This is a genomic window from Caulobacter sp. P1_B12_2 (genome assembly GCF_056406675.1).
Genome location: NZ_JBFTZS010000064.1, coordinates 1 through 13750 on the forward strand (window position 1 = coordinate 1; position 13750 = coordinate 13750).

Here is a 13750-nt window from a genome sequence, read left to right on the forward strand (position 1 = left end):
GAATATCATTTGCCGTGGGGCTTCGATAGCCGAACGAAGCCTAGTCGACTCGGGCCAGGAAGGCGGCGATCGCGTCCCAGGCCTCGGGCTCGGTCAGCATCGGCGCATGGCCGACGTTCGAGACCTCGACATAGGCCATGGCGGAGACGGCCGCGCGCATCCGCGCGACGATCGGCGGGTCGATCAGGTCGGAGATCCCGCCGCGCACCAGCAGCAGCGGCCCGCAGGCGGCCAGGGCGCGGAACAGCGGGGTCATGTCGGCGGGCGGGGCGTCCGGGTCGGCGGCCTTGAACGGCGCGGCGATGTCGGGATCGTAGGCCAGGACCAGGGTTCCCTCGGGCGTCTCGTCCACCAGCCGGCGCGCGAAGCCGGCCCAGTCGGCGTCGGTGTAGCCGGGGAACGCCGCGCCGTTGATCGCCTTGGCGTAAGCGGCCGCCTCGTCCCAGGTCGCGAAGGCCGAGCCGCCGCCGACATAGCCGCCGATCCGCTTCAGGCCGACCGGCGACAGCTCGGGGCCGACGTCGTTCAGCACTGTTCCGACGATCGCCTCGGGGCGGATCGAGGCCAGCACCATGGCGATGATCCCGCCCATGCTGGTGCCGATGAAGGCCGCCCGGTCGATCCCCGTCGCCTCGAGCAGGGCCACGACATCCATCGCATAGGTTCCGGGGTGATAGTTCAGCGGCTGGGGGTCGCGGGCCGAGCGGCCCCGGCCGCGCACGTCCACGGCGATGACCCGGCGGCCCAGGGCGGCGAGGCGCGGCGCCAGGTCCTCGAAGTCGCGGGCGTTGCGCGTCAGGCCGTGGATGCAGATCACCGGAACGCCGGCCGCCGGGGCGGTCGGCGCATAGTCGCGGGCGTGCAGGGCCAGGCCGTCCTGCGCGGTCCAGGTCAGGTCGGTGAAGCTCACGCGGCGTCTCCGTATCCGAACGGGCTGTCGAGCTCGGCCAGCAGCGGGGCGGCGGCGTCTCGGGCGTTGGTGGTGATGTCGCCGGGCGCGACACCCCAGTCGATGGCCAGGGCTGGATCGTTCCAGCGCAGGGTCCCCTCGGACTGGGGCGCGTAGTAGCCGGTGACCTTGTAGATCACCTCGCAGTCGTCGGTCAGGGTGCAGTAGGCGTGGGCGAAGCCCTTGGGCGCCAGCAGCTGCGCGCCGTTGTCGGCCGAAAGCTCGGCCCCGACCCAGCGGCCATAGGTCGGCGAGCCCTTTCGGATATCGACGGCGACGTCGAAGATCGCGCCGCGCACGCAGCGCACCAGCTTGTCCTGGGCGTGAGGCGGCGCCTGGAAGTGCAGGCCGCGCAGGACGCCGCGCGTCGCCGAGCGCGCGTGGTTGTCCTGGACGAACGGGCCGCCCGAGAAGTCGGCCTCGTCGAGGGCGGACGCCCGGAATGTCTCGGAAAACCAACCCCGCTCGTCGCCATGGCGCGCCGGCGTGATAAGCAGCACCTCGGGAATCGCCAACGGTGTGATTTTCACGGACCAAACCTTCTCAGGAAACGAGTGCGCCACGCATGGCTCGCCCCACCGGCAATGGCAAGAGCGACGGATCGCCGATGAGCGGATCCTCCACGGACGGATCGCCGGCGATCAGCGTGATCATCGTGTCCTACGAAAGCGGCCCGACCCTGGCGCGTTGCCTGGACGCCCTGCGCGCCCAGACCTTCACCGATTTCGAGATCCTGCTGGTCGATAACGCCTCGAGCGACGGCGCCCCGCGGGCGGCGGCGGCGGCCGATCCGGCGATCCGCTTCCTGCAGCCCGGCGCCAATCTGGGCTTCGCGGCCGGCAACAACCTGGCGGCGCGAGAGGCGCGCGGTCGCTGGCTGGCCCTGCTCAATCCCGACGCCTTCGCGGCCCCGGACTGGCTGGCCCAGTTGACGGCGATGGCCCAGCGCCGGCCCCGCGTGAACTGCTTCACCTCGCTGCAGCGCGACGCCGCCCAGCCCGCCCTGCTGGACGGCACGGGCGACGTCATGACCGGGGCGGGCTTTCCCTATCGTGGCGGCTACCACAACCCCGCGCCGTCCGCCGTGCCGGAAGGCGAGACCTTCTCGGCCTGCGGCGCGGCGATGCTGATCGATCGGGCGCTGTTCCTGCGGCTGGGCGGGTTCGACGAGCGGTTCTTCTGCTATTGCGAGGACGTCGACCTGGGCTACCGCCTGCGGCTGATCGGCGAACCCACCCTGCTGGCCCCCAAGGCGGTGGTCGATCACATGGGGTCGGCCTCGACCGGCGTGCGCTCCGACTTCTCGCTGTTCCACGGGTCGCGCAACCGCATCTGGGTCTATGTGAAGAACACGCCGGCGGCCCTGTGGTGGACCGCGCCGCTGCACGTGCTGGCCACCCTGATCCTGCTGGTCCGGCACCTGACGCGCGGCGAGGCGGCGCCCGCCTGGCGGGGCGTCGTGGCGGCCTTGAAGGACCTGGGTCCCGCCCTGACCGCCCGTCGCGCGCTTCAGGCCGGCCGCACCGCCGCCGCCGCTGAGATCGCCGCGGCCATGACCTGGAACCCGCTGGACCTGCTGGGCATGCGCAGCGTGATCAAGCCGCCGAGWGGTCCTCGATCAGCCGACGCATGAAGGCCGCGCCGCGCTCCATCTGGCTGACCTCGACATATTCGTCGGGCTGGTGTGCCTGGTCGATAGAGCCGGGACCGCAGATCACGGTCGAGAAGCCCGCCCCCTGGAATTGTCCGGCCTCGGCGGCGTAGGGCACCACGCGCGGCGGGCCGTTGTCGCCGGCGATGCGGCGGGCGAAGGTCTCGGCCGCCCCGTCGATCTCGGGCGCGAAGGCCGGGGTCATCGACCGCGTCTCGACCACCACGCCCCCTTCGGAGGCCTTGGCCTTGACCTCGGCGTCCAGTTTTTCGGCCAGGGCGAAGAAGTCGGCCAAGATCGTCTTGGCGTCCAGGCCGGCGGGCATCCGCAGGTCGAAGATGAACACGCACTGCCGCGCCAGGATGTTGACCGCCGTGCCGCCGTTGACCTGGCCGACGGTCAGGGTCGCGCCCTTGGGGGTGAACAACGACGCCGGGTCGGCCTCGCGCTCCAGCCGTTCGGACAGCTCGACCAGATGGTTCATCAGCTTGATGGCGACCATGTTGGCCGAGACGCCCAGGTGGGTCAGGCTGGAATGGGCTTCGCGGCCGGTGACCGTGACGCGGAAGCTGGCGATGCCCTTGTGGCCGCGCACGGCGACCATGTCGGTGGGCTCGCCCACCACCACCAGGGCCGGGCGGGGCAGTTCGCCGGCGATCACCGCGATCATGTCCGGCGCGCCCAGGCAGCCGATCTCCTCGTCATACGAGAAGGCCAGGTGGACGGGGCGGTTCAGCTCGGCCCGGGCCAGGTCCGGCGCGGCCGCCAGGGCCAGGGCCAGGAACCCCTTCATGTCGCAGGTTCCGCGACCGTAGAGGCGGCCGTCGCGCGGGGTCAGGACGAAGGGGTCGCTGCTCCAGGGCTGGCCGTCGACCGGCACCACGTCGGTGTGGCCCGACAGCACGACGCCGCCCGGGATCGCCGGTCCGATGCTGGCCAGCAGGTTGCTCTTGGTCCCGTCGTGGTTCGGCACTCGCCGCGAGGCGACGCCGAGGTCGCCCAGATAGGCCTCGACCCACTCGATCAGGGCCAGGTTGGACAGCCGCGAGGTGGTGTCGAAGGCCACCAGGGTGGCCAGGATGTCGACGGCGCGGGCGGCCAGGACTTCTGACGACGAGACGGGCGACGAAGCGATTTCGGAGGAAGGCATGGCGTGACCCTAGCGCGGCGACCGGCGCGCGCCTACCGGGGCTGAGCCCTAACGGCCCGCTTCGCGTTCTATGCTCCGAAGATGAGCGGAGACGCAGGCCATGATCGACCTCTACACCTGGACCACGCCCAACGGCCGCAAGGTCCCGATCGCCCTGGAAGAGATGGGGCTGGAGTACCGGGTCCATCCGGTCGACATCGGCCAGAACCAGCAATTCGCGCCCGACTTCCTCACCATCTCGCCCAACAACAAGATCCCCGCCATCGTCGACCATGACACCCCGGACGGGCCGCAGTCGGTGTTCGAGAGCGGGGCGATCCTGGTTTATCTGGCCGAAAAGACCGGCAAGCTGCTGGCTCCTTCGGGCCCGAACCGGGTGGCGGCGCTGGAATGGACCTTCTGGCAGGTGGGCGGCCTGGGGCCGATGGCCGGCCAGCTGGGCTATTTCGCCCTGCGCGCGCCCGAGCCGATCGAACTGGCCATCGACCGCTTCGCCGACGAGGTGCGGCGGCTGCTGGGGGTGATGGATCGACGGCTGGAGGCGGTTCAGTACCTGGCGGGCATGGACTATTCGATCGCCGACATCGCCTGCTTCGCCTGGACCCAGGCGTCGCTGGAGATCCTGGAGAAGATCCAGCCCGATCGCCCCCCGTTGCCGGCCGTGCGGCGCTGGCTGGATCTGGTCGGCGAGCGGGCCGCCGTGCGGCGGGGGATGGCGGTGCTGAAGACCTAGGCCGGCGGGCGCTGCTTGGGCGCCTGGATCTTCATGGGCAGAACATCGATCAGCTCGATGCGGAAGATCATCACGCTGTTGCCGGGGATCGGGCCCTTGTCCTGGGCGCCGTAGCCCAGTTCCGGCGGGACATAGAGCGTCCACTCGTCGCCGGGCCGCATCATGACCAGGGCTTCCTTCCAGGCCGGCACCAGGCCCTGCAGCGGGAACGAGGCGGGCACGCCGCGCTCGTAGGAGCTGTCGAACACCGTGCCGTCGACCAGCTTGCCCTCGTAGTTGACCTTGACCTCGTCGACGGGGTTCGGCTTGGGGCCGTCGACGGGGCCCGAGCGGACGATCTTGTACTGCAGGCCGTCGGCCAGGGTGACGACGCCGGGCTGCTTGGCGTTCTGGGTCATGAAGACCTGGGCGGCGGCCAGACTTTCCTGCTGCTTCTTGCTGGGACCGCAGGCCGACAAGGCCAGGGTCGCGCCGAGGGCGAAGGCGGCGAGAGCAAAACCGAGGGGGCGGACCATGGGACGTCGGGCTCCGGGGAACATTCGTCCGTGCTAGACCATTTCGTCCGCTCCCGCGCGCCGATTTTCGGCACTCTCAGGTTTGAGACGGATAGTCACAGAACAGTGGTGGCGCGAGATCGCGGCGCGCCCTAGAAACCGTCCCCACCCAGTGACCCTCCCAGTGACCTTCACGAGGCCCTCATGAAACCCGTCCGCAAAGCCGTCCTTCCCGTCGCGGGCTTCGGCACCCGGGTCTTGCCCGGCACGAAGACCACCCCGAAGGAGCTGCTCAACGTCGTGGACAGGCCGATCCTGTCGTACATCGTCGAGGAAGGCCGCGCCGCGGGCATCGAGCACTTCGTCTTCGTGACGGGGCGCAACAAGGGCRCGATCGAGGACTATTTCGACCACCAGGTCGAGCTGGAGGCCGCTCTGGCCGCCAAGGGCAAGACCGCCCTGCTGGAAGAGCTGCTGGGCGAACTGCCCAAGCCCGGCGAGATGAGCTTCGTGCGCCAGATGGCCCCGCTGGGCCTGGGTCACGCGGTGTGGTGCGCCCGCGACATCATCGGCGACGAGCCGTTCGCGGTGATGCTGCCCGACATGGTGATGTCGGCCAGCACGCCGGCCCTGGCCCAGGCCATCGAGGCCTACGACCAGAAGGGCGGCAACATCGTGGTGGTCGAGCCGGCTCCCGAGGGCATGGCTCACCAGTACGGCATCGTGGCCCTGGACGGCCAGGACGGTCGCCTGAACCGCATGACCGGCATGGTCGAGAAGCCGGCCAAGGGGACCGAGCCCTCGAACCTGTTCATCTCGGGCCGCTACATCCTGCAGCCGGAAATCTTCGACCTCCTGGCCCAGCAGGGCAAGGGCGCCGGCGGCGAGATCCAGCTGACCGACTCGATGCTGACCCTGCTGAAGACCCAGGACTTCCACGCCCTGGAATACGAGGGCGAGACCTATGACTGCGGCGACAAGATCGGCCTGCTGCGGGCGAACGTGGCCCTGGCGCTGAAGCGTCCGGACCTGGCCGACGCGGCGCGGGAAATGATCAAGGGGCTGCTGTAGATTCTGGACTGGGGGCAGGCGCATGCGCCTGTCCCCATCCGATCAAAAACGGTTGTCATCCCGGATCTGCGCGCTGCGCGCTCGTCCGGGATGACAACCGTTTTTGCTCATATGCGATCGCCCCTCTGGGGAGGATCTGACTTACACCGCGCGCGGCGGGTAGCCCTTCTCGCGCAGGGCGTTCATGACGTCCTGGGTGTGCTGGGCGTCGCGGGTCTCGATGGTGATGTCGAACTCCGCGCCCTTGGCCGGCACGTCCAGGGCCAGGCGGTTGTGGTTCACCTCGATGATGTTGGCGCCCATCGAGCCGATGACGCTGGCCACGGTGGACAGCAGGCCCGGGCGGTCGTCGCCGACGATGCGCAGCGACACCAGGCGCTGGGCGCGGACCAGCTCGCGGGTCAGGACCGAGGCCAGCAGGCGGGTGTCGATGTTGCCGCCGCACAGGATCAGGCCGCATTTCTTGCCGCGGAACCGCTCGGGATAGGCCAGCAGGGCCGCCAGCGAGGCCGCGCCCGCGCCTTCAGCGATCGTCTTCTCGACGTTGCAGTACAGGGCCACGGCCTGCTCGATATGCGGCTCTTCCAGCAACAGCACGTCGTCGATCAGCGGCCGGGCGACGCCGTAGGTCAGCTCGCCGACCTGCTTGACCGCCACGCCCTCGGCGATGGTCTGGCCGCCGCAATGAGCCACGACGCCGCGCATCTTGGCGGTGAAGGACGGATACATGGCCGGCTCGCAGCCGATGATCCGGATGTCGGGCTTGACGGCCTTGGCCGCCGTGGCCACGCCGCTGATCAGGCCGCCGCCGCCGATCGGCACCGGCAGGATCTCCAGGTCGGGCGCGTCTTCCAGCATCTCCAGGGCGATGGTGCCCTGGCCGGCCATGATGTCGTAGTCGTCGAACGGGTGGACGAAGATCAGGCCCTGCTCTTCCTGCAGTTTGCGGGCGTGGGCRCTGGCGTCGTCATAGGTCTCGCCTTCGATGACCACCGTGGCCCCGAAATCGCGGGTGTGCTGGACCTTGATGAACGGCGTGGTCTTGGGCATCACGATGGTCACCGGCACGCCGAGGCGCGCGCCGTGATAGGCCAGGCCCTGGGCGTGGTTGCCGGCGCTGGCGGCGATGACGCCCTGGGCCTTCTCGGCGGCCGACAGCAGCATCAGCTTGTTCAGCGCGCCGCGCTCCTTGTAGGCGGCGGTGAACTGCAGGTTCTCGAACTTCACCCAGACTTCCGCGCCGGTGATCTTGGACAGCGTCCGCGAGTAGCGGCACGGCGTGCGCTCGATCTGGCCGGCGAGACGACCGGCGGCGGCGCGGATGGAGGTGATGTCGAGGGTCATGGAGACCCAGTAACCGCTGGAGCGCGCGGAGGCTAGTCGTCGGTGATCGTCCCGCGTCGCGCGGCCTTTACGGCCTTCCCCCGGGGCGATATAGCCGCAGCTCCGATATCAAGGTTAGGTTGTGGACATAATGACGACGTCTGGCGTGGCAGTGGTCGGTTGCGGCTACTGGGGCAAGAACCTGGTCCGCAACTTCGCCGAATTGGGCGCCCTGAAGGCCGTCGTCGACCCGTCTCCCGCCGCCGCCGAGGCTCAGGCCAAGCTGCATGGCGTCAAGGCGCTGAGCTATGAGCAGGCCCTGGCCGATCCGGAGATCGCCGGCGTCGCCATCGCCGCCCCCGCCGAGCTGCACGCCGACCTGGCGCTGGCCGCCTTCGCCGCCGGCAAGCACGTGTTCGTCGAGAAGCCGATCGCCCTGACGCTGGAAGACGGCGAGCGCATGAAGGCCGCGGCCCAGGCCGCCGGCAAGGCGCTGATGGTCGGCCACCTGCTGCAGTATCACCCGGCCTTCGTCACCCTGCTGCAGGCCGTGCGCGACGGCGTGCTGGGTCCGCTGCGCTACGCCTATTCGCACCGCCTGAGCCTGGGCAAGTTCCGCATCGAGGAAGACGTCAACTGGAGCTTCGCGCCCCACGACGTCTCGATGCTGCTGGCCCTGTTCGGCGAGGAGCCCACCTCGGTCACCGGCAGCGGCGGCGCCTATGTGACGCCCGGCATCGAGGACGAGTTCCGGCTGAACATGACCTTCGCGTCCGGCGGCCGCGCCCACGTCTTCGCCTCGTGGCTGCACCCCTTCAAGGAGCACCGCCTGGTCGTCGTCGGCGAGAAGGCCATGGCCGTGTTCGAGGACTCGGCGGCCAAGCCGGAGGACAAGCTGCGCCTCTATCGCCACACGATCGACGCCACCGGACGGGCCCCCGAGCCCAAGAAGGCCGACGCCGAGCCGATGCCCTATCCCGCCGACGAGCCGCTGCGCGCGGAATGCCGCCACTTCCTGGAAGCCTGCGCCGGCGCGCCGGTGCGGACCGACGCCGACGAGGCCCTGGCGGTTCTGCGGGTGCTGGTCGCCTCGGACGGCGCGCAATAGTCGAAGGATCGCTCGCGCAACAAACGGTTACGGGGTTTGTTTCGCGAAAATCGGGCCGAGACTCTAAGCAGCGGCCCAACAGCATAGATATGGATACCGTTTCATGAGCATCGCCTTCATCGACCTGGCCGCCCAGCAACGTCTGCTTCGTCCGAAGATCGACGCCGCCATCGCCCGCGTGCTCGACAGCGGCGCCTACATCATGGGTCCTGACGTCAAGACGTTCGAGGCCCAGCTGGCCGAGTTCGCGGGCGCCAAGCACGCCCTGTCGTGCGCCAACGGCACCGACGCCATCGTGCTGCCGCTGATGGGCTGGGACGTGGGTCCGGGCGACGCGGTGTTCTGCCCCAGCTTCACCTTCGCCGCGACCGGCGAGGTGATCCCCTGGACCGGCGCCACCCCGGTGTTCGTCGATATCCGCCCCGACACCTACAACATGGATCCCGAGCGCCTCGAGGCCGCGATCCTGGCGATCAAGGCCGAAGGCCGCCTGACGCCCAAGGTGGTCATCGCCGTCGATCTGTTCGGCCAGCCCGCCGACTATCCGGCCATCTCGGCGATCGCCAAGAAGCACGGCATGAAGCTGATCGCCGACAGCGCCCAGGGCTTCGGCTGCACCATCGACGGCAAGCACCCCGGCCATTGGGCCGACGCCACCACCACCAGCTTCTTCCCGGCCAAGCCCTTGGGCTGCTACGGCGACGGCGGCGCGGTCCTGACCGACGATCCGGCGCTGTTCGAGCGCATGGACAGCCTGCGCGTGCACGGCAAGGCCACCAAGAGCGACATCGCCGGCAAGACCTTCGACCACGACCCGAAGTATCTGAACGTGCGCATCGGCATGAACAGCCGCCTCGACACCGTGCAGGCCGCGATCCTGATCGAGAAGCTGGCGATCTTCGCCACCGAGATCGAGCAGCGCAACGCCGTCGCCGCCCGCTACAACGAGGGCCTGAAGGGCCACGTCGCCTCGACGCCGGCCGTCCTGAAGGGCGGGCTCTCGACCTGGGCCCAGTACACCGTCGAGCACGACGACCGCGACGGCCTGGCCGCTCACCTGAAGACCCAGGGCGTGCCGACGGCGGTCTATTACCCGATCCCGATGCACAAGCAGGACGTCTATTCGGTCTATCCGGCTCCCGGCGGCCTGCCCGTCTCGGAAGCCAAGGCCGAACGGGTGATCAGCCTGCCGATGCACCCCTATCTGGAACCCGAGGTCCAGGACCGGATCATCGAGGCGGTCCGCAGCTTCAACGGCTGACGCCGGTGACCGGCGGGTTGGAACAGCCGTCCATACTGCTGCTGACCCGCCACTATCCGCCGGCGGTCTCGGGAGGGGCGCGACGCCCCGTCCTGCTGGCCCAGGGCCTGCGTCGGGCCGGCGCGCGCGTCTACGTGGTGGCGCCTCAACTGCCCGAGGGCGAGGAAGGCCTCGCCGTTCCCCGGCCCCAGGCGGATCCGGCGATCGACGCCGGTCCGCCGCGCTTCGACCCACGAAACCTGGCGCGGGAGCTGCTGCTCTGGCCCGATCCTGACGTCCGCTGGTGTTTGCGCGCGGCCCGCGCGGCGCTGGCAGCGCCGCCCGCCTGGCGTCCGGACTGGGTGCTCAGCACCAGCCCGCCSGAATCGATCCACGTGGCCGGCCGCCGGTTGGCGCGCGGCCTGGGCGCCCGCTGGGCGATGGACTTCCGCGACCATTGGCTGGTGCGTCCGCATCGCCGCGAACGGCTCAATCCGCTGCGGCGGACGGGCGAGCGCCTGATCGCGGCCGGGCTGATGCGCGACGCCGACCTGGTCTTCGGCGTCGATCCGGAGGTGGTGGCCGAACTGACCCGCTTCGGGGCGCGCGACGCGCGGGTCCTGCCGCACCTGGGCCCCAGCGCCGAAACGGTCGCGGCGGCGGCGCCGGCCCGGCTGGCGGCCGACCGGCTGCATGTTGTCCACACGGGATCGTTCTCGCTGTCGGACCCCGAGACCCGCATCGAGGAGCTGCTGACCCTGTTCGAGACGGCCCGGGCCGAGCGGCCGGAGCTGCATCTGCACCTGGCCGGCCGGCTCAGCGGACGCGAGGTCGCCGTGATCCGGGCCATGGTCCCGCCCGAGGCGGTCACCCTGCACGGCGTGCTGCGGCTGGAGGAGGCCCTGTCCCTGCAGCGCGCCGCCGACGCCCTGGCCTTCGTCGGCTCGTCCAAGACCCATGTGCCGCCCAGCAAGGTCGTCGAATACCGCGCGGTCGGCGCGCCGATCGTGGCCATCGGATCGGGCCCCTGGCGCACGCCGGCGCTGGCGCCCTGGCCCGAACCGCTGAGCGTGCTGCGTTCGCTGCGCCGCCGATCGGCCTCGCCGTCCGGCGAGCCGATCTTCGATCCCGACGCCGCGGCGGCGATGCTGCTGGGCTGGATGCGCCGGGCCTAGGCGGCTGGACAAACACGCCGCTCGATCGGATACACGGCTTAAACGCAAACAGGGTCGCTAAATGACTGATGCTCCTACGTACTTCGTCCACGCCTCCGCCATCGTCGATGATGGCGCGCAGATCGGCGCGGGCACCAAGGTCTGGCACTTCAGCCACGTTCTGAAGGGCGCTCGCGTCGGCAAGAACGTGTCCATCGGCCAGAACGTCGTGGTCTCCGACACCGTGACCATCGGCGACGACTGCAAGATCCAGAACAATGTCAGCCTCTATGACGGCGTCGTGCTGGAAGAGGGCGTGTTCTGCGGCCCGTCGTGCGTGTTCACCAACGTGACGACGCCCCGCGCCCAGATCAGCCGCAAGTCCGAGTTCCGCAAGACCCCGGTCCGCCGCGGCGCGACGATCGGCGCCAACGCCACCATCGTCTGCGGCCACGAACTGGGCGAATACTGCCTGATCGCCGCCGGGGCGGTGGTGACCAAGGACGTCACGCCCTTCGCCCTGATGGCCGGCGTTCCGGCCAAGCGCATCGGCTGGGTCAGCCACTCGGGCGAGGTCCTGGGCAAGGATCTGGTCTGCGCCCGCACCGGCGACCGCTACGAGGAAAGTGACGGCCGTCTGACCCGCGTGGAAAAGGGTCCGAACTCCGAGCTCTAGCCTTTCAGCAGATCGTCGATCGCGTCGACGGCCGCTCGCGCCGCGTGGCCGTCGCCGTAGTCGGCGATCTCGCGGCGCGGGCTGACGAAGTCCGGCGTCGTCCAAAGCCGGTTCCAGCCGGCGTCCACCGTCTCGACCCACTCGGTGGCGTCGCGCAGCGTGACGCAGGACTTGCGGTGGAAATAGGCTTCCTTCTGCAGGCCGCCGGAATCGGTGAGCACCAGGGCGCACGAGGCCAGCAACCGGTGCAGGTCGAAATAGCCGAGGGGATCGGTGAGCCGGAACCCGCTCAGGTCGAGGTTCTGGCCTTCCATCAGCTGGCGCGTCCGGGGGTGGACCGGGAACACCACCGGCCGCCCGCCGGCCTGTTCGACCACATAGCTCAGGATCGCCTGCAGGCCGTCGGCGTCGACCGTGTTGTTGGCGCGGTGGATCGTGCACAGGGCGTATTCGCCCTCGACAAGGCCCATGTCGGCCAGCACGGTCGAGGCGGCTTTCGACCGCTCGATCGCGAACAGGGTGGCGTCGTACATCACGTCGCCGACCATCCGCACGCCCGAGGTGATCCCCTCGGCCTTCAGGTGCTCGACGGCCCCATCGGTGGGGCACAGCAGCAGGGCCGAGACGTGGTCGGTGACGATCCGGTTGATCTCCTCGGGCATCCGCCGGTCGAACGACCGCAGGCCGGCCTCGACATGGACCACGGGCACATGGAGCTTCACCGCCGCCATGGCGCCGGCCACGGTGGAGTTGGTGTCGCCATAGACCATGACGGCGTCCGGCGCCTCGTCGAGGATCAGCCGCTCGATCCCCTCCAGCATCCGGCCGGTCATCGCCCCGTGCGAACCGCCGCCCAGCGCCAGGAAATGGTGCGGCTTGGGGATTTCCAGTTCGCGGAAGAACACGTCCGACATGTTGTCGTCGTAGTGCTGGCCGGTATGGACCAGGACCTCGTCCAGGCCCGCGCGATCGCGGATCTCCCGGCTGACCACGGCGGCCTTCACGAACTGGGGCCGCGCGCCGACGACGGTGAGGATTTTCTTGGACATGGATTCACCAGGCTCGAAAGGTGCGTCGGGTTATCTTGCTTGGGGGCCGCGAGGCAAGCCTCTCACCGACGTTCGGCCACCCATTCGATGACATTGTCGAAGCCCAGATACTTGCCCTGATAGACCGGCTTGGGCGGCGCGCCCTCCAGGGCCAGCCGGCCCTCGCCGGCGGCGTCGACGCTGCTCCACAGGTCCTCCGTGCACCATTTGCGCACCTCGGCCGTGGTGATCGAGTTGTAGGGATGCTCGCCCTTGCGGGCCCGGAAGGCGTCGCGTCCGGTCTTGGAGAGCGCCTTGTTCTTGACGACGTTCTCGATCGCCAGCTTCAGCCACCAGCCCGGACCGTTGGTGCAGATATAGAGCTTGCCGCCGGGCCGCAGGACCCGCGCGAACTCGCCCAGGGCCTTGGCGCGGTCGGCGAACATCAGGACGCCGTAGCAGAACACGACGTCGAACGAGGCGTCGGCGAATGGCAGGTCGTTCACGTTGCCAGGGACGGCGTTGTAGTTGGTGATCCCCAGGTCGGCCATCAGCGCCCTGGCGGTTTCCAGCCGTTTCTCGTGGATCTCCATGCCGACCACGGAATCGTTTTCCAGGGCCAGGGCGGCGCTCCACTGGCCAAAGCCCGCGCCCGCGTCCAGCACCCGGCCATAGCCGGACAGGCCCAGGGCGGCCAGGCGTCGGCGGTAGTAGCTCAGCGGATACTTGCCGACCACGTGGGCATAGCTGATGTCGCCGTTTCTCTGGGCCGCCTCGAACAGCGGAGCCCATTCGGGGAAAGGCGCGTCGGTCGGCGTCACCTTCAGCGTCACGGGCTTGGCCTTGCGGCGAGGGCCTCGCGTGACGGGCGTGGGGTTGCTGAATCCGGGCGGGGCGTCCCAGTCGATCGCCGGCAGCCTGGTCCAGGGCATCGACAGGCGCAGCCGCGAAGCGCCGTCGTCGCGCGTGACCGCCACGTCCAGCTCGCGGTCGCGGACATCGGTGCGGAACACCAGGCGGGCCGTGCGGGCGCCCAGGACGGTGACGCCCGCCAGGTCGTTGACGGTCACGTCGGGCAGGGACGAGCGAAGCACCACGACATTGCCATCGGCCTCAACCGAGAGGCTGTCGCGGATCTCGATGTAGCGCAGCAGCCGGCTGGTGGTGGTGACG

Annotated in this window: 14 protein-coding genes; 7 read left to right on the plus strand and 7 right to left on the minus strand. The window is 69.5% G+C overall.

Annotated features, from left to right (window positions below; genetic code table 11):
* Positions 1–40 precede the first annotated feature (40 nt).
* Positions 41–910 carry an alpha/beta fold hydrolase gene (locus AC1DZ6_RS06150; RefSeq protein ID WP_477096310.1) on the minus strand — a complete coding sequence of 290 codons (870 nt, stop codon included), beginning with the start codon at positions 908–910 and terminating at the stop codon, positions 41–43.
* Positions 907–1479, minus strand: a complete 573-nt coding sequence (rfbC, locus tag AC1DZ6_RS06155; protein ID WP_477096311.1) for a dTDP-4-dehydrorhamnose 3,5-epimerase — start codon at positions 1477–1479, stop codon at positions 907–909. Before rfbC ends, AC1DZ6_RS06150 begins: the two co-directional genes overlap by 4 nt.
* 35 nt (positions 1480–1514) lie before the next feature.
* Here rfbC and AC1DZ6_RS06160 point away from each other — a divergent pair, with 35 nt between their 5' ends.
* Positions 1515–2582: a glycosyltransferase family 2 protein gene (locus AC1DZ6_RS06160; RefSeq protein WP_477096312.1), complete on the plus strand. Its 1068-nt coding sequence runs from the start codon at positions 1515–1517 to the stop codon at positions 2580–2582.
* On the opposite strand, the gene argE is transcribed toward AC1DZ6_RS06160, so the two are convergent.
* Entirely contained in the window at positions 2545–3750 is a 1206-nt protein-coding gene (gene argE, locus AC1DZ6_RS06165) for an acetylornithine deacetylase (protein WP_477096313.1), read from the minus strand. The two genes, AC1DZ6_RS06160 and argE, sit on opposite strands and share 38 nt — an antisense overlap.
* A 100-nt stretch (positions 3751–3850) precedes the next feature.
* Between argE and AC1DZ6_RS06170 the strand changes: the two genes are divergently transcribed.
* Positions 3851–4483 carry a glutathione S-transferase N-terminal domain-containing protein gene (locus AC1DZ6_RS06170; RefSeq protein ID WP_477096314.1) on the plus strand — a complete coding sequence of 211 codons (633 nt, stop codon included), beginning with the start codon at positions 3851–3853 and terminating at the stop codon, positions 4481–4483.
* On the opposite strand, the gene AC1DZ6_RS06175 is transcribed toward AC1DZ6_RS06170, so the two are convergent.
* Positions 4480–4998: an FKBP-type peptidyl-prolyl cis-trans isomerase gene (locus tag AC1DZ6_RS06175; RefSeq protein ID WP_477096315.1), complete on the minus strand. Its 519-nt coding sequence runs from the start codon at positions 4996–4998 to the stop codon at positions 4480–4482. The two genes, AC1DZ6_RS06170 and AC1DZ6_RS06175, sit on opposite strands and share 4 nt — an antisense overlap.
* 183 nt (positions 4999–5181) lie before the next feature.
* Here AC1DZ6_RS06175 and AC1DZ6_RS06180 point away from each other — a divergent pair, with 183 nt between their 5' ends.
* Complete coding sequence (locus tag AC1DZ6_RS06180) at positions 5182–6048, plus strand: UTP--glucose-1-phosphate uridylyltransferase (RefSeq protein ID WP_477096316.1); 867 nt, start codon at positions 5182–5184, stop codon at positions 6046–6048.
* A 141-nt stretch (positions 6049–6189) separates the two neighbouring features.
* On the opposite strand, the gene AC1DZ6_RS06185 is transcribed toward AC1DZ6_RS06180, so the two are convergent.
* Positions 6190–7392, minus strand: a complete 1203-nt coding sequence (locus AC1DZ6_RS06185) for a threonine ammonia-lyase (RefSeq protein ID WP_477096317.1) — start codon at positions 7390–7392, stop codon at positions 6190–6192.
* A 130-nt stretch (positions 7393–7522) separates the two neighbouring features.
* Between AC1DZ6_RS06185 and AC1DZ6_RS06190 the strand changes: the two genes are divergently transcribed.
* The 4 genes from AC1DZ6_RS06190 to AC1DZ6_RS06205 all read left to right on the plus strand — a co-directional run bounded on the left by AC1DZ6_RS06190 (position 7523) and on the right by AC1DZ6_RS06205 (position 11549).
* Positions 7523–8479, plus strand: coding sequence for a Gfo/Idh/MocA family protein (locus AC1DZ6_RS06190; RefSeq protein ID WP_477096318.1), 957 nt, complete (start codon positions 7523–7525; stop codon positions 8477–8479).
* Between the two features lie 103 nt (positions 8480–8582).
* Positions 8583–9740, plus strand: coding sequence for a DegT/DnrJ/EryC1/StrS family aminotransferase (locus tag AC1DZ6_RS06195; protein ID WP_477096319.1), 1158 nt, complete (start codon positions 8583–8585; stop codon positions 9738–9740).
* Positions 9741–9745: 5 nt separating this feature from the next.
* Entirely contained in the window at positions 9746–10894 is a 1149-nt protein-coding gene (locus AC1DZ6_RS06200) for a glycosyltransferase (RefSeq protein ID WP_477096320.1), read from the plus strand.
* A 61-nt stretch (positions 10895–10955) separates the two neighbouring features.
* A complete protein-coding gene (locus tag AC1DZ6_RS06205) occupies positions 10956–11549 on the plus strand; it encodes an acyltransferase (protein WP_477096321.1) in 594 nt (197 codons plus the stop codon).
* On the opposite strand, the gene wecB is transcribed toward AC1DZ6_RS06205, so the two are convergent.
* Together wecB and AC1DZ6_RS06215 are read right to left on the minus strand one after the other, a co-directional pair.
* Positions 11546–12598, minus strand: coding sequence for a non-hydrolyzing UDP-N-acetylglucosamine 2-epimerase (wecB, locus tag AC1DZ6_RS06210; RefSeq protein WP_477096322.1), 1053 nt, complete (start codon positions 12596–12598; stop codon positions 11546–11548). The two genes, AC1DZ6_RS06205 and wecB, sit on opposite strands and share 4 nt — an antisense overlap.
* A gap of 62 nt (positions 12599–12660) precedes the next feature.
* Positions 12661–13750: class I SAM-dependent methyltransferase (locus tag AC1DZ6_RS06215; protein WP_477096323.1), on the minus strand; the 1090-nt coding region annotated here is incomplete at its 5' end.

Coding starts and splice junctions, on each gene's coding strand:
- AC1DZ6_RS06195 (WP_477096319.1), top strand. CDS start 8,583: ATGAGCATCGCCTTCATCGACCTGGCCGCCCAGCAACGTCTGCTTCGT.
- wecB (WP_477096322.1), bottom strand. CDS start 12,598: ATGTCCAAGAAAATCCTCACCGTCGTCGGCGCGCGGCCCCAGTTCGTG.
- AC1DZ6_RS06170 (WP_477096314.1), top strand. CDS start 3,851: ATGATCGACCTCTACACCTGGACCACGCCCAACGGCCGCAAGGTCCCG.
- AC1DZ6_RS06175 (WP_477096315.1), bottom strand. CDS start 4,998: ATGGTCCGCCCCCTCGGTTTTGCTCTCGCCGCCTTCGCCCTCGGCGCG.
- AC1DZ6_RS06190 (WP_477096318.1), top strand. CDS start 7,523: ATGACGACGTCTGGCGTGGCAGTGGTCGGTTGCGGCTACTGGGGCAAG.
- AC1DZ6_RS06205 (WP_477096321.1), top strand. CDS start 10,956: ATGACTGATGCTCCTACGTACTTCGTCCACGCCTCCGCCATCGTCGAT.